17 protein-coding genes are annotated in these 19,301 nt (G+C 67.0%); 5 read left to right on the top strand and 12 right to left on the bottom strand.

The window, feature by feature from the left end:
- Positions 1–31: 31 nt before the first annotated feature.
- Positions 32–472, bottom strand: a complete 441-nt coding sequence (locus C5O27_RS03265) for a winged helix-turn-helix transcriptional regulator (protein ID WP_006358909.1) — start codon at positions 470–472, stop codon at positions 32–34.
- 112 nt (positions 473–584) lie between these two features.
- Between C5O27_RS03265 and C5O27_RS03260 the strand changes: the two genes are divergently transcribed.
- Positions 585–1,505 (top strand): NADP-dependent oxidoreductase, encoded by a 921-nt coding sequence (locus tag C5O27_RS03260; protein WP_127961901.1) that lies wholly within the window; start codon positions 585–587, stop codon positions 1,503–1,505.
- On the opposite strand, the gene C5O27_RS03255 is transcribed toward C5O27_RS03260, so the two are convergent.
- The gene (locus C5O27_RS03255; RefSeq protein WP_127961900.1) at positions 1,495–2,466 is read right to left on the bottom strand and encodes a hypothetical protein; all 972 of its coding nucleotides are present in this window, start codon (positions 2,464–2,466) and stop codon (positions 1,495–1,497) included. The two genes, C5O27_RS03260 and C5O27_RS03255, sit on opposite strands and share 11 nt — an antisense overlap.
- Positions 2,467–2,591: 125 nt before the next feature.
- Here C5O27_RS03255 and C5O27_RS03250 point away from each other — a divergent pair, with 125 nt between their 5' ends.
- Positions 2,592–3,467 (top strand): hypothetical protein, encoded by an 876-nt coding sequence (locus C5O27_RS03250; protein WP_127961899.1) that lies wholly within the window; start codon positions 2,592–2,594, stop codon positions 3,465–3,467.
- A gap of 6 nt (positions 3,468–3,473) precedes the next feature.
- Here C5O27_RS03250 and C5O27_RS03245 read toward each other — a convergent pair whose 3' ends face one another.
- Positions 3,474–4,196 (bottom strand): GNAT family N-acetyltransferase, encoded by a 723-nt coding sequence (locus C5O27_RS03245; RefSeq protein ID WP_127961898.1) that lies wholly within the window; start codon positions 4,194–4,196, stop codon positions 3,474–3,476.
- 170 nt (positions 4,197–4,366) lie between these two features.
- Between C5O27_RS03245 and C5O27_RS03240 the strand changes: the two genes are divergently transcribed.
- Positions 4,367–5,083 (top strand): YoaK family protein, encoded by a 717-nt coding sequence (locus tag C5O27_RS03240; protein WP_127961897.1) that lies wholly within the window; start codon positions 4,367–4,369, stop codon positions 5,081–5,083.
- On the opposite strand, the gene C5O27_RS03235 is transcribed toward C5O27_RS03240, so the two are convergent.
- Complete coding sequence (locus tag C5O27_RS03235; RefSeq protein WP_127961896.1) at positions 5,067–5,963, bottom strand: HNH endonuclease domain-containing protein; 897 nt, start codon at positions 5,961–5,963, stop codon at positions 5,067–5,069. The genes C5O27_RS03240 and C5O27_RS03235 overlap by 17 nt on opposite strands.
- Positions 5,964–6,196: 233 nt before the next feature.
- Positions 6,197–6,715 (bottom strand): OsmC family protein, encoded by a 519-nt coding sequence (locus tag C5O27_RS03230; RefSeq protein WP_127961895.1) that lies wholly within the window; start codon positions 6,713–6,715, stop codon positions 6,197–6,199.
- A gap of 395 nt (positions 6,716–7,110) precedes the next feature.
- Here C5O27_RS03230 and C5O27_RS03225 point away from each other — a divergent pair, with 395 nt between their 5' ends.
- Positions 7,111–8,766: a nuclease-related domain-containing DEAD/DEAH box helicase gene (locus C5O27_RS03225; RefSeq protein WP_127961894.1), complete on the top strand. Its 1,656-nt coding sequence runs from the start codon at positions 7,111–7,113 to the stop codon at positions 8,764–8,766.
- A gap of 440 nt (positions 8,767–9,206) precedes the next feature.
- The gene (locus C5O27_RS03220; RefSeq protein WP_341867536.1) at positions 9,207–9,854 is read left to right on the top strand and encodes a DUF5995 family protein; all 648 of its coding nucleotides are present in this window, start codon (positions 9,207–9,209) and stop codon (positions 9,852–9,854) included.
- 60 nt (positions 9,855–9,914) lie between these two features.
- Here the strand turns inward: C5O27_RS03220 and C5O27_RS03215 are convergent, their stop codons facing one another.
- The 7 genes from C5O27_RS03215 to nuoL form a co-directional block, all read right to left on the bottom strand.
- The gene (locus tag C5O27_RS03215; RefSeq protein WP_006358920.1) at positions 9,915–10,139 is read right to left on the bottom strand and encodes an amphi-Trp domain-containing protein; all 225 of its coding nucleotides are present in this window, start codon (positions 10,137–10,139) and stop codon (positions 9,915–9,917) included.
- 48 nt (positions 10,140–10,187) lie between these two features.
- Positions 10,188–11,960 carry a penicillin-binding transpeptidase domain-containing protein gene (locus tag C5O27_RS03210; RefSeq protein WP_127961893.1) on the bottom strand — a complete coding sequence of 591 codons (1,773 nt, stop codon included), beginning with the start codon at positions 11,958–11,960 and terminating at the stop codon, positions 10,188–10,190.
- 89 nt (positions 11,961–12,049) lie between these two features.
- Positions 12,050–12,979: a serine hydrolase gene (locus C5O27_RS03205; protein ID WP_127961892.1), complete on the bottom strand. Its 930-nt coding sequence runs from the start codon at positions 12,977–12,979 to the stop codon at positions 12,050–12,052.
- Entirely contained in the window at positions 12,976–13,857 is an 882-nt protein-coding gene (locus C5O27_RS03200) for a LysR family transcriptional regulator (protein ID WP_127961891.1), read from the bottom strand. The genes C5O27_RS03205 and C5O27_RS03200 overlap by 4 nt, the downstream gene beginning before the upstream one ends.
- 112 nt (positions 13,858–13,969) lie before the next feature.
- Positions 13,970–15,757: an NADH-quinone oxidoreductase subunit NuoN gene (gene nuoN, locus C5O27_RS03195; protein WP_006358924.1), complete on the bottom strand. Its 1,788-nt coding sequence runs from the start codon at positions 15,755–15,757 to the stop codon at positions 13,970–13,972.
- A complete protein-coding gene (locus C5O27_RS03190; protein ID WP_127961890.1) occupies positions 15,754–17,391 on the bottom strand; it encodes an NADH-quinone oxidoreductase subunit M in 1,638 nt (545 codons plus the stop codon). The genes nuoN and C5O27_RS03190 overlap by 4 nt, the downstream gene beginning before the upstream one ends.
- Complete coding sequence (nuoL, locus tag C5O27_RS03185) at positions 17,388–19,301, bottom strand: NADH-quinone oxidoreductase subunit L (protein ID WP_127961889.1); 1,914 nt, start codon at positions 19,299–19,301, stop codon at positions 17,388–17,390. The genes C5O27_RS03190 and nuoL overlap by 4 nt, the downstream gene beginning before the upstream one ends.

The following is a 19,301-nucleotide window of genomic DNA, read 5'->3' as shown; positions in this document are numbered from 1 at the left end:
TCGGCGGCGTGCGAGCGGCAGAGCGGCCGGGTCACTGGTGCGCGGTGTCGTATCTGTCGCGGGACGCGTGCACCTCGTCCATGTGGGCTTCGGCCCACGTCTTGATCGACGCCATGACGCCGTGCAGGGACAGCCCGAGGTCGGTGAGTTCGTAGGTGACGGTGACCGGAACCGTGGGAGTCACCGTGCGGGTGAGAAGTCCATCGCGTTCCATCGACCGCAGCGTCTGCGTCAGCATCTTCTGGCTGACGCCGGCCAGGCGTTGTGCGAGTTGGGAGTAGCGCATCGCCCGCGGGCCGCCCGGGCAGTCGTTGCCCGGCGCGGGACCATCGCTTCCGAGCGCGGCGAGGATGAGCGCGACCCACTTGTTGGAGATGCGGTCGAGGAGCTGGCGGCTGGGGCACTGCGCGAGGAATGCGTCGTACTGCGCGCGAGCTTCCGCCCGTCTGTCCGCCGCGGTCTGTGTCGGCATGGTGGCACCTTTCGTTCCGGTGCGTAACGCACTTCGAAGTGCGTACTTCCCAATAGAGAGTTGCTCTCTCATGGTGGTTCATAGGAGGGCTACACACAAGGAGGAGAACGTCATGAACACATACCGAGACACTTTCCGCGCCGCCGTCGTGACCACGCCGTCGGGACCCGATTCGATCGAGATCGTCGACATCCCGGTGCGGCAACCCGCGGACGGTGAGGTGCGCGTCGCCGTCGCTGCCGCGTCGATCAATCCGGTCGACCTGGCGGTCTCGTCCGGGTTCTTCCACTCGGTGGGGGTGATCAGCGGCGACACGCCCGTCGGGCTGGGTATGGACTTCGCGGGCACGGTCCTCGAGTCCGGCGTCGGCGTCGACCTCGCACGGGGTACCCGGGTCGCCGGGGTCCTGCCCGGCTTCGACCATTCGACGGGCGCCTACGCCGACGAGGTCGTGGTCCCGGCTGACGCGGTGGCAGTCGTGCCGGAATCGCTGGACCTCGTCGCCGCGGCGACCGTTGCCATCAATGCCCTTGCCGCAGAGCAGATCCTCGACCTTCTCGGCGAGCCCGGGCCCGGCGGCGACCGACTACTCGTGACCGGTGCGGCCGGGGTGGTCGGTGGATACCTCCTGGTTCTGGCCCGGCGTCGAGGGTGGGACGTGGCCGGGCTCGCCCGACCGGCCGACGAGGACTTCGTGCGGGGTCTCGGTGCGGACTTCCTCGACCGGCCGCTGGGCGGCTGGTTCGCGGTCGCCGATGCCGCCGCGATGCAGGAAGACGCCCTCGCGCTGGTGCAGAACGACGGTCGGTTGGTCGGGGTGATGCCCGGTCGGGCCCCGGCCGCCGAACGTGGGATCACGGTCGACGTGGTCGACTCTCACGCGGACGACCGGCTCGCGCGGCTGCTGGAACTCGCCGCGGTGGGTGACCTGCCGATCCGGGTCGAGGGAACCTTTCCGCTCGACTGGGTCGCCGACGCTCAGAAGGCCGCGGCGAAGCCGGGTGGTCGGGGTCGGTGGGTGATCACGCCGTGACGATGTGCGGTGCGGGCGGATCGAAGCTCGGGTTGTCGGGGAGAGGCGATTCGCCCTTCGAGTCACCGATCTCCTTCACTGTCTTCAGGTCGGTGAGCTTCGAGCCGCCGCGCCGCGCGAGCGAGTCGTCGTACCACTCGAACCACGGATAGCCGTACTGCAGATACTCCTCGATGGTGGGAGGCGCGTGGTGCGGAGCCGTTCCGGTCAGTCCCTCCCAGTCCGCGCTGTTGATGATCCGCAGGACGGCCGCGCCGGTGGCGTCGGTGTCCCAGTTGGTGCGTGGTTCGACGGGCGTCGCGATGGACTGCGTGATCGATCCACCTGCGCCCATGCCCATCGCGCCGGTGGCTTCGGGTGCCTCTGCGCACAAATTCATCATGTCGGGAGCGGACAGAGGCAGCGCCACGCGTCGTGCGGCGACCCGTTCGTTCCAAGTCGACGAGCGAAGCGGGGTGACCTGGATGCGGACTCTTCCGTCGTCGGCCCCGCTGAGCTGTTCCGCAGCGGTGTAGCCGCCGCCGAGTGGCATCGCGACGAACTGCCGGACGGTCTTCTCGTCCACCCGGAAGCCGTCGAGCCAGGGCTGCTCGGGGACCTCGAAGTAGTCCTCGCCCAGGAAGTCGACGGCGTCGGAGAAGTCGTCGCCGGTGACCGCGTTGATCCCGCCGACCGAGATCCGGACGAGAAACGGGTAGTCCTCGGGTGAGTTGAAGCTGAACCAGGCGGCCTCGGCCTGCCACATGGGGAGGAGTACGTCAGAGCCGGCCCAGGTGCGAGGCCGGTGGGCAACGGTGCCCGCATTGATCAGGGAAAACGAGCCGATTCCGGGCGGCAGCCCGTAGGTGGTCTCGTCGTCGGGAACGCGGAGGGTGCGATACACGCGGATGTGCAGTCGGGCGTCGGGGTGGACATCGGGAAAAGCGAATTCCAACTGGTTCCGGGTGACGGTGGGGGACATGTGCGGCCTCCGGCTGGTGCTGATGTGTGTCGCCGACGTTAGAGGTCGGGTCCGACAATCCCCGGCGTGCGCAGACCTGCGTTCGAACCGGCGACGGGACCAGCGCGGAGTGGTTCACTGGAAGCATGATGCTCGTCGCGGTGGCCGTCTTCGTGGTGGTGGTCGCGGTGGCGCTCGTCCTGCTGATGTCCATGGCCATCGGTGCCTTCTCGGCGATGTTCAGCGAGATGAAGGCCGACTCCGCGCGTCGGCGCGCTGGGCGCGGTGATTCGCCGATCTCGGTGTCAGACCCCGTCGCGTCGAACTCGACCGACCCGCTCGCCGAGCTCGCCGACGACATGCGGCTGGCACAGGCCCGCCGATGGGCGTCGTGCCAGTCCGTGCAGAGCCGTCTGCAGGACGAGGTGAACGAGACATCCGAGTACGTCTCCCTCGCTCTCGACATCTGGGGTGGCGGCGACCTCGACAAACTCAGAGGCGACCGCGTCGGACAGATCGTCTGGACGACGGCGATGGTCGCCGACAGCGTGGCCCGTCAACCGGCCTGGCAGCTGGACTTCTTCGACCGCCATGCGGTCCGCGTCGACCTCGGCGGCGAGGTCACCTCCATCGCCACCGCCGCCGCCGGACTGCGCGACCAGCTCGACATCCTCGGCGACAAACCCGAGGGACACCTCGGCGTCGACGACGAGGTTATCGCCATCTTCGCCGAGAAGTCGCGGGTGCTGTCCGGGCGACTCGACGGCCTAGTCGAACGTCTGGAGGCATTCGCCGGCTACGAGCAGATCGTCGCCCGCATCCAACAGCGCCAGGAGAAGCAGGCCTGGCTCGACAGGGTCAGTGCGATAGACGAATTCGAGCACGTCGTCGACGCGGAGTGGGACCGCGCCGAGAGCGACCGCGTCCGCAACCTGGCCGACGAATCCGAGGTCCTCGCCTCGATCTACCTGGATGAGATCGCCCCGCTGGCGAAGTCGCTCAAGCGGAGTGACGCATCGTAGGACCTCTTACGAGGGTGTGGTGACCACCTGGAACAGGACCTCCTTCCGGACCTCGAATCCCAGCTGCTCGTAGAGGCGGATGGCGTTCACGTTGGTCGCGTCCGCGTGCAGGATCGGGGTTTCGCCCCGGTCCCGAATACCCTGCGCGAGTGCGAGAACCAGCCGCGACGCGAGGCCCTCACCACGGTGATCGGGGTCGGTGCACACTGCGCTGATCTCGGTGTATCCCGGGAGGGTGAGTCGTTCGCCGCCCATCGCGATCAGCCGGCCGTTGCGTCGGAACCCGAGGTAGGTGCCCATCTCGATGGTCCGTTTCCGGAATGGCCCGGGACGGGTGCGGCTGACCAGGTCGGTCATCTGCGGGACGTCGTCGGCGGTCAGGCGGATCGCGGCGTCGTCGGGCCTCGCGGGCACCCCGGCGTCGATCATCTGGACTCCGGGCAGATGCATCTTCGACTGCCAGTCGGCGGGTGGGGTGTCGGCGACGACCGGGATGAAGAGCGAATTTCCCGGTCCGACCATACGGGCGGCGTCGGCCCAGTCCTGGGCGGTCGGGCCGTCGGGGAGGGCAGCCATCGGGCAGACGTCGGGGTGGTACCGCAGGGCGGTGCCGACTCCTTCGGCGAACCGCGCATGCGGGCCGGCCAGGGCGGCCCGGGCCGGGTTGTCGAGCGGGGTGTGGTCGGAACGTTTTGTCCCGCCCGCGGATTCGTCGACGCTTCCGACCACACGACGACGATACCCGGCGGTGCGGACCGGGTCGGGTCGAGTTCGCGCGGGAAACGGCCTACGCAGGACACATGGACCATCTCGGCCTTACGATCGGGCGATCAACAGCGCTGGTCACGAACGTTCCGCGTAGCGTCGCCGGCGGAAGTCCGGGCCCGAAGGAGCCGCGCGTGGCGATGAGTGAGAGGCCCCCCGATGTCGGCGTCGACCGTGAGGCGACGCGCAATCTCGCCTTGATGCTCGTGCTCACGTTCGCGACCGGCGTGGTCGACGCGGGCGGTTTTCTCGGCTTCGACACCGTGTTCCTCGGGAACATGACCGGCAACGTGCTGATCCTCGGTATGGGTGCGGCCGGTGCCGACGGACTGCCGGTCTTCTCGCTGGCCCTCGCCCTGATTGCGTTCATCGTCGGCGCCGGGATCGCGAGCCTGTTCCTACGTTCGGGGCGGCGTGGATGGAGTCCGCGGTTGACCGCGGTGCTGGTGGTGTCGGCATCGCTGGTCGCCGGCACCGCGGTCCTCGTCTGGCTCGAACCGACCGAGCATGTGGCAGCGATGTTCTCGATCGGGATGACGGCGGGCGCGATGGGCATGCAGGCCGCCGCGGCGCGCAACATCGGTGTCGCGGACGTGACCACCGTCGTCGTGACGTCGACGATCACCGCCTGGGCGATCGACATGTTCGCGCGCCCCAGTCGGGCCACGATCCTGAATCGCCGGCTGGCTGCGATCGTGACGATTCTGGTGGGTGCCCTGGTCGGTGCGCTGTTGGTGAAGGTTGCGCTCTGGTCTGTCTTCGCGGTGGCCGCGGGAGTCAGCGCCGTCGTGGTGGTGTGCGGGCACGTGCTCGCCTCCGCGGGTTCCGGTGGGATCACCCGAGCCAGTTGATGTCGACGCGGCCGAGTGACGTTATGTCGTTGCGTCCCTGCCAGATCGGCGTTCCGGTTGGTTGGGTCGAGTACAGTCCGTGACCGGCAGCGAGCACGCGGTCGTACTGACTGGGCCAATTGATCTCGGCGGCGAGACCGTCGAGCGTATCCTCGCCGCGGTCGAGTGCGCGTTTGACGTGCGCGGGCGCGGGCAACCGGTCTGACTTGCTCGAGTTGCAGCCCTGGCACGAGACAACGAGATTCGCGAGCCCGTCGATGCCGACCCGCGACCACGGCAGAACGTCATCGACCCACGCCAGCTGGAAGGCCGGCTTCAGCAACGGTGCAAGGCGCGCGAGAGTCACGCATACGCCGGGGAACAGCGTCAGTTTGTTGCCGTGGTCAGCCACTCTTCCCTGCGAGTCAGTACCCATCCAGGAGTCGTCGTACAGGAAGCGTTCCTGCTCGCCGCCCGAGGTGAGGTTCTGAAGAAGTTTCAACGGATACCGCACCAGCGTCCGTTTGACGACGGCATGCGTCGCCCTGTAGCGCTCTGACTCGTATGCGACAACGAGATCGAGGCCTTGAGTCCGGTGAGTCGTGGCCTTGGCCCGCAAGTCCGAGACTGCGTCGAAGATGACTCCTCGCCCGTCGGCGGACTGTCGCAGGAGATGGCCGTCTAGGGGTCGCATCTGGCGCCAGTACAGCTCGATGACTCGGCTGGTCAGATCATCCAGGTCGACGTCGACAGCCGCGTCCGGGTTGTCGGGCACGGATTCAACTGCTAGGTCGAGCAGAGCCATCAGGACGGCTAGCTTGTACGTTGCTGTGCGCCGGCCACCCTCGATGATCGCCACCAGTTGCTGCCCGAGGGCGAGCGGGTCGGTGGGATGCGGCACGGTCGCATTCTATTCGACGAGCAGGCGACCCCGGAGTGACTGACTGTGTAAGTTGCGCTCACCTTGGGCGACGGGTCTGCAATTACAGATTGCGTCTTGTCGCGGAAAGCGGCACCGATCGCAACGTGATCTGGAAGCCACTCAAAGGAACGGTCGGCGAACACGCAGAAGCGCGCTCGCCGAACGTCTTTCAGGTCCCGGCCGAGCGGTCGCCGAGCCCGAGGCCGCGGGAACTAGCTCAAGACGATCTCGACCGGCACTGCGCTGCCGAGGGTATGGCCGACGGGAGAGCTCGCCTGAACCTTTGCGTGCAGTTCGTCGAGCTTCTCGCGCGGGGCGTCGGAGTCGATGGTGACGTTCGCGGTGATCGAGTTGAAACCGGCGTGACCGTCGGCGAGGCCGAGGAAGACGCGAAGGTCGATGTCGCCCTTGAGGTCGATGCGGAGATCCTTCAGTTCGACGCCGGCCACCGTGGCGTTGGCGGCGTAACCGACCGCGAGGCAGTTGCCGAGCGCACCGAGGAGCTGCTCGACCGGGTTGGGTGCCGTGTCGCCGCCGCCCAGCGCGGCCGGCTCGTCGGATGCCACCGGCGAGAAGTTGCGGACACGGGCTTCGGAAGCGAACGCGCCATTCCACTGGACGTGAGCAGCCCAGGTCGTCTGAGCCTTGGTGTCGTCGGCCCGGATGGCTTCGACGAGCTGACCGACAGCTGCGATGTCGACGTCGTTGAGGCGGGTGGCGGTCTCGGTCATGGTGCTCCTTCGGGAAGAATGTCGATCTTCGCCGAAGCTATCCGGCGACGACGCCGCGATCACCAGTCAGCGTCATCCTGAGCCGAAGTCTTGGCGGCGGTCCGCAACCGGAGCATGATGATCGGCCCGGCCGGTCAGCAGTTGTTCGGTTCGCCGATCTTCACGGCGGAGCGAACGGCCTGGCGCTCCCCGAACGATTGGGCGCGTAGGGGCACCCGCGCCCACCTATGCGTTCAGTTGGTTCGAACGAAGGAATCGAGATCTGCCTGCCGGTCGTGCGGCGGGCATGTCGCGACCGCGCGGTAGCCTGCGGCAAGGCCGGCTACCGACGACACGAGGTTGACCAGTGACTACGGACGACACCCCTGGTGGGGCTTGGGAAGAAAGATCCCGCCATGCCGAGCGTGATCCCCGAGAACCCGCGGTTCGCGGCGGCGAGCGAGGAAGTCGTCTTCAACGCGCTGAACGAGCAGCTCCTGGACGAGGACCTGCTCGTCGTAGGGCAGCGGGTCACCGACCACTCGAAGGATCACGAGATCGACTTCGTCGTCGCGATCGAGGGCGCCGGGGTCGTGTGTGTCGAGGTCAAGGGCGGCGCGGTGTGGCACGACGGGGAGTCGTGGTGGCAGGAGCGTTCCGGGCAGGCCCCGAAGCGGATCGACCCGGTCGCACAGGTCAGGGACGGCTGTTACGCGCTGCGTGAGTTCGTCGAACACGATCCCCGGTGGACGCAGGGGCGGGTGCGATGGGATCACGTGGTGGTGTTTCCGCATTCGAAGGTGGATCCGACCTTCGCACTTCCCGAGTGCCCGCGATGGAAGGTCGTCGACCGCACCCAACTCCACCAGCTCATGCCCCTGATCCGGAACGTTTCGCTGAAGAAGGACGTCGAGGTTCCCGGGATCGATGCCGAGGGGATCGGTCGACTTCGACTCGCGCTGAGCGGCAGGGGTTTACCGCAACGAGATGTTGTCGCCCGTGCTCTGGAGAACGAGAGCGTCGCCGACACGCTCACCTCCCACCAGGCGGTGATCCTCCGTGCGATCCATCAGCTCAATCGCGTCGAGGTGCGTGGCGGTGCCGGCAGCGGGAAGACATTCCTTGCCGTCGAACAGGCACGACGCCTTGCGAAGGACGGGCAGAGGGTTGCCCTCGTCTGCTACTCACACGGGCTGGCGTCGTTCCTCCGTCGACTCACCGGCACGTGGAAACACAAGGAACGGCCCGCGTACGTCGGCGAGTTCCACGAGCTGGGCATCGAATGGGGTGCTCCCACCGGCCCCGACGAACAGGAACGAACCCAAGCGGCGCAGGACTTCTGGGAACACACGTTGCCGCAACTGATGGACGAACTCGCACAGGAACTCCCGCCGGGGAAGCGCTTCGACTCGATCGTCGTCGACGAGGCACAGGACTTCGCCGACGACTGGTGGAAACCGATGCTCGCGTGCCTGCGTGACACCGAGTCCGGCGGCATCTACGTGTTCAGCGACGAGGCGCAACGTGTCTTCGCCCGGCAGGGATCGCCGCCGGTGGACCTGGTGCCGCTGGTCCTCGACCATAATCTGCGTAACACCAAACAGATCGCCGAGACCTTCAAACCGCTTGTCGGACAGCGAATGCAGTTACACGGCGGTGATGGTCCGGCGGTGACCTTCGTGCCGTGTACGGCAGCAGAGGCGGTCGACGTCGCCGACGACCAGATCGACCCGTTGCTCGACAAGGGATGGCGTCCCGAGGACATCGCGCTGCTGACCACCGGGAGTCGCCACGCCGAACAGAAGGCGCGCCAGGCCGAGGGCACCAAGGAGTACTGGGAGTCGTTCTGGGACGGCGAGCAGGTCTTCTACGGTCACGTCCTCGGGTTCAAGGGGCTGGAACGGCGCGTCGTGGTGCTGGCGCTCAACGAGACGAAGGCGTGGGACCGGTCTCGCGAACGCCTCTACGTCGGATTGTCGCGGGCCCGTGATGAGTTGGTGGTCTGCGGTGATCCCGAGTTCGTGCGGGAGGTCGGCGGACCCCAGGTCGCCCGACAACTCGGCATCGCCTAACCGACCCGTACAGACGATGGCAGCGGTGAACGACGGCCTTCGACAAGGCAAACAGAAGCCGCCGACCAGGACGTTTGCCCCAGTTTGGCACGAGATCGCGCGCCCTATGGGACTTTGGTCCCGAGGATAAGTGGACTTATGGCGTGTGGGTGCCGGGACCTGGTTACCTAAGGCGAGAAGATTTGAGTCCACCGGCTTCACAGCCGTTCGGTTCGGTTGAGAAGCTCCTTACGCTCCGTCGGCATGAATGCCAGACGCGCCCTCTGTGCGGGCCTCGCAGCAGTCGCTGTCCTCGTCGGTGGTGCCGGAGTACTGGCCCCGGCGGCGAACGCTGCTCCCGCAAGTCGCTGTGCCCCCGCCTCGACCCCTGAGACGACGCAGCGGCTCTCGGAACTGACCGATCCGTCCGAGATCAAGACCTTGACGATGCACGCTCCACGATCAGCGACCTGCGTAGTGAGCTCAGCAAGGCGAACAACTATCTCGGCACGTTCCCGATCGCCTTCGACAACATCCTCGAGCTCGTCGGACCCAGCATCGAGTCCGGAATCTACGAGCACCCGGAGTGGGCTTCGGATCTCGCGGTGGAGGTCGTCCGCCTCTACGTCGGGAACCTCCACGAGTACGTCATCGGCGGCAAGCCGCAGGCGCAGTGGGCGCAGGCGTTCGCTCTGACCACCGCGTGCGACCGCAGCCCGGGACGGGTCCTGCTCGGGCAGATCCTCGCCCATCTCCTCGTCGACTTCCCGTACGCGCTGGAGAACATCGACACGACCGTCGGCCACACCCGGGACTTCTACACCTTCGGCGGTGCGCTGGTCGACGCCACACCGGCAATCGTCAAGGACGTCAAGCGCACCTACGGTGTCGACCTCGGGCCGCTCTTCACCGCATGGTTCGTCGGCGACCTGATCGGCGACAGCCAGGCCACGACGCTCCTCTTCCAGTCGACCCGGACCGCTGCACTCGTCAACAGTTTCGGCTTGCAGAATCCGGCAACCCGCGGCGTGACCGTGGCCGGGATCAATGCTCTGTTCCAGACGTCGAACGTCGCCCTCGATGTGATGGAGAAGCTCGGCCAGATCTGACAAAGACGCGGGCCGGTGACAACCCGTCACCGGCCCGCGTCTTGGTTCCTGTAGATCCAACTACCAGGAGATCTCGATCTCGATCTCGGATTTGTCCTCGCCGCGCTCGAACTCGACCTTCAGCTTCACCTGCGCCGGGATGTCGATACGCACGGTCTTGTTGTTCTCGACGTACGACACCTCGTTGTGCCGGGCGATCGCGTCGGCGAGGTCGTGAAGCCGCTGCGCCGCCTCTTCGCGGGTCAGCGTGGTCTTGGTCTCGTGTTCGAACAGTTCGTCGCTCATGTGTTCATCTGAACCGATCGGGATGCATCGGTCAAGGAAGAAGCTGAACTAGTTGCTCAGCGGCCGCAGGAACTCGCCGCTGACCTGAACTGCGGGCGCCGACGATCCGCCGCCGACGACCAGCGTCGCGAAGGCGAGGTCGCCGACGATGCCGGCAAACCAGCCGTGCGGGTTCTTGTTGTCGCCGTACTCAGCCGTCCCGGTCTTGCCGCCCAGGCCAGGGATGTCCTGCAGCGCGGTGGCGGTTCCGCGGGTGACGGTGTCGCGCATCATGCTTCGCAGCGCGCGCACCACATCGTCGGGAATCGGCTGGGGTTCGGTGTCGCCGGTGGTTCCTCGTCCCTCGACCAGCGTCGGGGTGACGGTCTCACCTCGCGCGAGACTCGCCTCGGCCAGTGCCAGGCCGAACGGGCTGACGGTGACTGTGCCCTGGCCGATGCCGTTCTCGACGCGCAGGGCGGGGGTGTCGGCGTTCGGTACGGAACCGGTCACGGTGGTCAGGCCCGGAACGGTGTAGTCGGCGCCGATGCCGAACCTGCGGGCCATCGAGGTCAACGCGTCGGCGGGGAGCTTGTTTGCGAGCGCACCCATGGAGGTGTTGCAGGAGCGCGAGAAAGCCGTTGGTAGAGGGACGGTTCCGAGATCGAATTCGTCCTCGTTGGGGATCGTCCTCCCCTCGATCGTCGTCCGTCCCGGACACGGGACCTGCGATGTCGGCTGCACCCCGCCGGACGCCAGGGCTGCGGCGGTGGTGATGGTCTTGAAGGTCGAGCCCGGCGGATACAACCCGGTCAGGGAGACTGCGCCGGAGCGGTCCGCGGTGTCGTTCTGGGCGACGGCGACGATTCCGCCGGTCGAGGGGGTGATCGCGACGATCATCGCGGGGCGTCGTTCCCGGTCGACGGCCCGCTGCGCCTGGGCCTGGATGTCGCGATCGAGCGAGGTGCGAACCGGAGACGTCTCGCCAGGTTGAGCTGAGTCAACGAGATGCGTTGGTGCGCCGTCCTTGTCGACGATCTGGATCGACCAGCCGGCCGTGGCGTCGATCGCGCTTCGCCAGATGTCCTCGAGGCCGGCCATCGCGGGGGAGTGGAGAGCTTTGGTGGCACTGAGGAGCGCGCCCTGCTCGGTGGTCGTGATGCCGGCGATCGACCTGATGCTGCGCTGGACACGTTCGAGATCGCTGTCGCGCAACCTGATCACGGTCTGGCTCGGGGCTTTGTTGCCGTCGAACAGTTTTCGGATGGTTGCCGTGGTGATCGACGGTTCGATCGGCCGGAGCGCGCGCGCCAGTTGACCGGCCGACGCGAGCTGTGCCCGTTCGAGATCGATCAGCGTCACGGCTTGCCATGTCATCAGCGGGCGGGCGTTGGTGTCGAGTACGGGGGTGCGGTAGGCGCGGTCGTCGCTGTAGGAGAAGGATTGTCCGTCGCGGAGCTGCCGGTGCATCACGGAGGGCTGCCACCGCACACGCCAGCCCGAATCGGTCTCGGTGAGGACGACCGACGTCTGATAGGCGGTGTTCCCGTTCCGGATCTGCCACTGGTGGTCGAGAGTCCCGGTGACCTTCTTGTCATCGACGAGGTCGGGGGTGACCGACAGCTTCGGGGTGGAGCCCATGCCATCGAAGATCGACCTGATGGTCGTACGCGCGGCGGCCGGGTCGTCGGTGAGTCCGGCGGCAGCCTCGACGTCGCCCCGCTGGAGTGCCTCTGCAAACGACTGCAGGGTGTCGTCCGGCGAGTCCTGGGACAGGAAACACCCGGACAACGTGCCGACCAGCACGGTTAGAACACTGAGGACGACCAGCCACCGACGCATGAGGCCAGACAACCGACCCCGGGGCGTCCACGCAAAGTCAGGACGCGCGATGGCCCGATAGCGATCCGCTATCGGGCCAGGTCGACTGGTCATTCACCCGGAATGCGGAGCTCGGTCACGACCGTCCGGGCCACCTCGCCGATGGCCCGGTCGACCTGCGGCAGAGAGGGCTCAGATCGGGCGCTCATGGTGAAGACGGCGACCGCGACCGGCAGCTCTCCGGGGAACTCGACGACGCCGATCTCGTTGCGGATCGCGACCAGGGTCCCGGTCTTGCCCGCCACGGTGACCCGCCGGAAGGGGAATCCCGACGCCAGGCGGGCGGTGAAGACCTGGCGGCGCATCGTATCCCTGATGAACGCGCACATCACCGACGACGCCGCCCGATCGGTCCAGACCGCGGACAACAGCGTCGTGCAGTCACGGGGCGTCGACGAGCTCGAGTAGGCGGCGTCGTAGGCGCTCACCGTGGTGTCGCTGTCCGGGTCGGCGAGTGCGGCGAAAGCCTCTGCCACCGTGCTCGTTCCGGTCTCGCGCTGGAGTCTTTCGTGCAGTTCTGCGACCCCTCCGACGATGCGCGTGCTCGTGGCACCGAGGCCGATGAGGTCCTCTCGGACGCGGTCGAGCCCGATCTCGTCGAGGAGGACGTCGGCGGCCACGTTGTCGGAGACGGTCATCATCGAGGTGGCGAGATCGCGTCGGCTCAGGGTGATCGGGTCGCGCAGCGCGGCCAGGCCCGTCGGTCCCTGCGCCCACCGGGTGGGATCGACGGTCACCGGCGAGGTCAGGTCGATCTCTCCGCGATCTGCGCTGCGGCACAACGAGATCAGGACAGCGAGCTTGTAGACCGATGCCAGAACGACCGGTGCGTCGGCGTCGTAGGAGTAGCTGATCTGGGGCGAGCCGATCGTCGTCGCATGAAGCCAGCCGGAACAGCCGGCGTCGGCGAGGATCTCGGCGACGTTGCGGTCGATCCGATCTCTCACGTGGGCAGGCAGCTCACCCGGGCCGACGGTCACCCGGTCGCCTTGCTGATCTTCCACAGTGCGGCCGTCGCCACGTCGGCCACCTCGCCGAGCGCAGACTCCCGGTAGACGACGCGGAGTCGCAGTGCTGTTGCGTCACGCCCGATGGGCAGGCAGCTTATGGAGTCCAGCGATGCAAGGCGTTGCGCGTCGGCGGTCAGACCGAAGGCTCCGCTGCCGGCGACGGCGGCCACCAGGTGTTCGGACGACGAGATGGGCAGAATGCGTGGATCGAGCCCGGATTCGCGGAGGCGGTCGATCAGCTGATCATGTGCGGGTGGATTCGCCGCGCGCGATTGGTGGCAGAGGTCGAGTCCGGCCAGTTGTCGCAACCGCGGACGCACCGTGGTGGTCACCGGATGGTTTGCGGGTACGACCACGTGGCGCCGAAACCCGACGATCGGACCGGTGGTGAGAGTGCCAGTGACACAGGGAGCGTCGACGATCGCGAGGTCGAGCGTGCCCGCGGATACCTGCTCGACCAGACTCACCGCAGTTGCGCTCAGCATCTCCTGGCCGGAGGACACGTCACCGAGACGTTGTGCGACTGCCGCAATCGCCGCGGCACCGGCGAGAGGCACTGCACCCCAACGCAGCACCTCGGATCCGTCGTGAAGGTGTCGGGCTTCACCGAGGAACCGCGCTGCGTCGTCGATGAGAAGACGTGCGCGGGGCAGCAGGTCGCGGCCCGCGTCGGTGAGTTCGGCGCCGCGGGAGGTGCGTCGGATCAGCTGGACCCCGAGCTCCTTCTCCAGGCGTCTCAGCCCCTGCGACACCGGTGGCTGCGTCATCTCCAGCCGAGCAGCCGCGTCCCCGAAGTGGCCTTCCTCGGCGACGGCGACGAAGAACCGCAGGTGCCTGACGAGATCCACGGGTTCCAGGATGGCACGGCGGCGTCGACCGGCCTCGCAACCCACCCCTTTTCCGTATACCCACCCCGTCGAGCGGGGGCGGGTATACGGAAAAGGGGAGAGGCTGCGACGGTCAGCGCAGGAACGTCGCGGCCGCGTCGGCGAGGTCGAGCAGCGGTTGCGGGAAGATGCCGAGTACGACGGTGGCCAGGGTGCAGATCGCGATGCCCGTGGTGGTGAGGATGCTCGGCTTCACGACGTGCGGTGCGTCGTGGGTGGGGACGTCGTCGAAGAACATGGCGACGATGATGCGGATGTAGACGTAGGCGGCGATCGCGCTGCTGATGACGCCGATGACCACCAGGACTCCGCCGCCGTTGCCGGCGACTGCGGCGAAGACGTCGAATTTGGCGATGAAACCGCTTGTCAGCGGGATGCCCGCGAAGGACAGCAGGTAGACCGCGAACATGGCGCCGACCAAGGGGTACCGACGGCCGAGACCCGACCACTGGGTGAGGTCGGTGGCCTCGCGGCCGGACAAGTGCGGGTTGCGGACCGTCGCCGCGGTGCCGTGGATCGCGGCCGTGCGTGCCGAAGTGCTGGTGTCCGAAGTTGTCGTGTCACAGTCGGGTTCGCGGATCACCGCCACCATGGGGAAGGCGCCGAGCGTCGTGAACGCGTAGGCCGCCAGGTAGAAGAGCGTTGCGCCGAGACCGGCGTCGTCGAAGGCGATCAGGCCGAGCAGGATGAAACCGGCGTGCGCGATCGACGAGTAGGCGAGCATGCGCTTGATGTCGTTCTGGGTCACCGCCATCACCGACGCGATGACCATCGACGCTATCGCCACTGCCCACAGCGCCGGCTCCCATTGATCGCGCAGCGCACCGAAACCGACGTAGAAGACGCGCAGTAGCGCACCGAATGCGGCGACCTTGGTCGCCGATGCCATGAACGCGGTGACCGGGGTCGGGGCGCCCTGGTAGACGTCGGGAATCCAGGAATGGAACGGAACCGCACCGACTTTGAACAACAGCCCGACGGCCAGCATCGCGAGCCCGATCAGCGCCAGCGTGGTGTCGCCGCCGGTACCGGCGACATCGGTGAGCGACGCTCCGATCGTCGACAGGTTCAGCGAGCCGGTCGCGCCGTAGACGAATGCCGCACCGAACAGGAAGAAGGCCGACGAGAAGGCGCCCAGCAGGAAGTACTTGAGCGACGCCTCCTGCGAGATGAGCCGACGACGCCGCGCCAGTCCGCACAGCAGGTAGAGCGGCAGCGAGAAGACCTCCAGCGCAATGAACATGGTGAGCAGATCGCCGCAGGCGGGGAACAGCATCATGCCGCCGACCGCGAGAAGGGCCAGCGGGAACACCTCGGTCGTCACGGCCCCGGCACGGGTCGCCTCGAACTCGGCGTCGGTGTTGGGCACCGACGCACCGGACGGCGTGAACATGTCCGCGTCTACTCCACCGCCGTTCAGACCTGTCCTGCCGGACTGATCGTCGCCGACCTCGGCGCCGGCGAGAGTACGCATGGTGACCGGCGCGACGACCCGCTCGAGCCGCCGTTCGGCCATGAAACCCACCGCGATGATCGCGATGATCAGCAGGAGTCCCTGCAGATACAGTGTCGGGCGGTCCATCACGACGGCCCCCGACATCGCGAACTGACCGTTCGCGCCGTCCGCGGTCTGTGCGGTTGTGACGGTGGCCAGCGCGGCGAGAGCGACGACGAGGCCGCCCAGCGAAAGTGCCAGTTGCAGTGCGTACCTCAACCTGCGCGGGGCAAAGGCTTCGACGAGGACCCCGATGACTCCCGCACTGAACACGATCAGCATGGGGGACAGCGCCGCATACTCGACGCTCGGGGCTTCGATCGCGGCCAGCGGCGTCGTGCTCAGGGCGACGAGAGACGTGGTCATCGGTGAGCCTCCGCGACAGGGGTCGAGCCGGCGGGCCGGTCATGGGCGGGGTCCGCCACCGCGGGTTCGGGATCGGTGACCCCGACCGTCGTCAGCGTGCTCTGCACGGCCGGATCGATCAGGTCGATCATCGGCTTGGGATAGACCCCCAGGGCGATGAGCAGGGCGAGAAGCGGGACGACGACGGCCAGCTCGCGGCCGGCGAGGTCGCGTATCGGCGTCGACCGCTCGTCGTCGGGCCTGGCCGGTCCGCCCATCATCCGCTGGTAGGTCCACAGGATGTAGATGGCGGAGAGCACCAAGGCCGAGCACGCGAGGACGGCCGCGATCGGGTAGCGCGTGAATGTGCCGATGAGGACCAGGAACTCGCTGATGAACGGGGCGAGTCCGGGCAGCGACAGGGTCGCGAGACCCGCGACGAGGAAGGTCCCGGCCAGGACCGGGGCGACCTTCTGGACACCGCCGTAGTCGGCGATGAGGCGACTGCCCCGCTGCGACACCAGGAACCCCGCGATGAGGAACAGTGCGGCCGTGGAGAGTCCGTGGTTGACCATGTACAGCGTCGACCCGGTCTGTCCCTGGTCGGTCAACACGAAGATGCCGAGGATGATGAAACCGAAGTGGGAGATGGACGTGTAGGCGATCAGACGCATCACATCGGTCTGCCCGATGGCCAGGACCGCGCCGTAGATGATGCTGACGACCGCCAGCCCGCAGATCAGCGGGGCGAAGTACTGGCTCGCATCCGGGAACAGCTGTAGGCAGAACCGCAGCATCGCGAAGGTCCCCACCTTGTCGATCACGGCCATCATGAGCACCGCCGACGTCGGGGTTGCCGCGACCGCGGCGTCGGGAAGCCACGAATGCAGCGGCCAGAGCGGGGCTTTCACCGCGAACGCGAACATGAAGCCGAGGAACAGCAGTTTCGCGAGGCCGGTGGTGTCGTCGATCTGTCCGCTCGACACCGCGGCCACGATGTCTCCCAGTGCGAAGGTCCCGCCGCCATCGGCCCCGACGCCGTTCTGTGCGGACACGACGTACAGGCCGATCACCGCGGCGAGCAGGAGCAGCCCGCCGAACAGGTTGTACAGCAGGAACTTCACCGCCGCACCGGAGCGGTTGGGGCCGGTGCCGAAGCCGCCGATGAGGAAGTACATCGGGATGAGCATGGCTTCGAAGAAGATGTAGAACAGCAGGATGTCCAGGGCGACGAAGCTCATCAGCACCATCGCCTCGGTCGCGAGGAACAGCGCGAGATAGATGTGCGGGCCCTTTTGTGCCCGTCCACCCGAGTGGTCCAGGGAACCGTCGGAGTCGGCGTCGTGCCAGCCGGCCAGCAGGAGCAACGGCAGGAGAGCTGCGGTCAGCAGGATGAGGACCAATCCGATTCCGTCCAGCCCCAACGCATATCGGGTCCCCAGGGCCGGAATCCAGCTCACGTCCTCGGTGAACTGGTATCGCTGCCCGGCAGGATCGAAACCGACCGCGAGACCGACAGCTAGGACGAGAACACCGACAGTGATCGCGAAGGCGAACCAGCGGGCCACCGAGGGACGGCTCGCGGGAATCGCGAGGACGAGGGCCGCGCCCACCGCGGGGGCCAGCCAGAGGATCGTCAGCCAGGGGATGTTCACAGCACGTTCACCGCCATCACGAGTGCGACGATCAGGGTCGTCCCGGCGAACATCGACAGCGCGTAGGACCGTACATAACCGTTCTGCCACCCGCGTATTCGGCGTGATGCGCGGGTCACGGTCTCGCCGACCCCACTCGTCAGCCCGTCGACACCGTCGGATTCCACGGCGACCAGGCCCGCGGTGACGCGCTGCCCGGGACGCATCAGTAGTTCCTCGTTGATCGTGTCGCCGTACAGATCGCGTCGTGCTGCGACGGTCAGCACCGACACGTCCTCGGGTGCGACGACGGGAACCGGCCGGGTGGCGTACTGCCGGTAGGCGATCGCGACGCCGACCGCCACGACGAGGAGGATGATCGCGGTCATCGCCCAGACCGGGATCAGGTGGTGGGCGGTGTGTTGGCCGACCACCGGTTCGAGCCAGCGCTCGAGCGAACCGCCGATCGCGAGCAGGCCACCGGAAGCCACCGAACCCAGTGCGATCAGGACCATCGGCCCGGTCATCACCCGGGGGGACTCGTGCGGGTGCGGTGCGGGGGCATCGGTGCCGTCGTGCCAGCGCTTCTCGCCGAAGAAGGTCAGCAGCATCACGCGGGTCATGTAGAACGCGGTGATGCCTGCGCCGAGAAGCGCTGCACCACCGAGGACCAGGCCCTTCGCGCCGCCCGCGCCGAAGGCGGCCTCGATGATGTGGTCCTTGGAGTAGAAGCCCGCGAACGGTGGGACACCGATGATCGCGAGGTAGCCGACCCCGAAGGTCACAAAGGTGACGGGCATGAGTTTGCGCAGCCCGCCGTAGCGTCGCATGTCGGTCTCGTCGTTCATCCCGTGCATCACCGATCCCGCACCGAGGAACAGGCCGGCCTTGAAGAAGCCGTGGGTGAGGAGGTGCAGGATCGCGAATGCGTAACCGGCCGGGCCGAGTCCGGCGGCGAGCACCATGTAACCGATCTGGCTCATCGTCGACGCCGCGAGCGCCTTCTTGATGTCGTCCTTGGCGCAGCCGATGATCGCGCCGAACACCAGCGTCACGGCACCGACGACCACGACCCCGACCTGGGCGGTGGGTGCCAGGTCGAAGATGGGGCCGGAGCGCACGATCAGATACACGCCGGCGGTCACCATCGTCGCCGCGTGGATCAGCGCGGACACCGGGGTCGGACCCTCCATGGCGTCGCCGAGCCACGACTGCAGCGGTACCTGGGCCGACTTGCCGCAGGCGGCGAGCAGGAGCACGAAACCCAGTGCGGTGAGGGTTCCTTCGCCGGCCTGGGGAGCGCCGTCGAAGACCGCGGTGAACGCCACCGACCCGAAGGTCGCGAACATGATCATCAGTGCGACGGCCAGCCCGATGTCGCCGACGCGGTTGACCACGAAGGCCTTCTTGGCCGCGGTCGCCGCGGTCGGCTTGTACTGCCAGAAGCCGATCAGCAGATACGACGCGAGGCCCACGCCTTCCCAACCGAGGTACAGGCCGAGATAGTTGTCGGCGAGGACGAGGACGAGCATCGCTGCGAGAAACAGGTTGAGGTAGCCGAAGAATCGTCGACGGTCGGGGTCGTCGGCCATGTAGCCGATCGAGTAGACGTGGATCAGCGACCCGACGCCGGTGATGAGCAGGACGAAGCACATGGACAACTGGTCCAGGCGGAAACCGAAGTCCACCTGGAGTTCTCCCACCGGAACCCAGCTGAACAGGGTGTCGGTCACCCCGCGGTCGTCGGCGGGACGAGACACCATCCCGGTGAACATCACCAGCCCGACCACGAACGATGCGATCGCAGCGGCGGTACCGAGCAGATGACCCCAGCGGTCGGTGGTCCGACCACCGAGGAGAAGGATCACCGCACCGGCGAGCGGGAGCGCGGGGACCAACCAGAGCAGTGACGCGGTCAGTTCGGCGTTCAC

Source organism: Gordonia alkanivorans (assembly GCF_004011905.1).
In the GTDB taxonomy this organism is placed as follows: domain Bacteria; phylum Actinomycetota; class Actinomycetes; order Mycobacteriales; family Mycobacteriaceae; genus Gordonia; species Gordonia alkanivorans.
The sequence above is the reverse complement of the archived record's forward strand: the minus strand, read 5'-3'. Positions and strand labels throughout refer to the sequence as shown.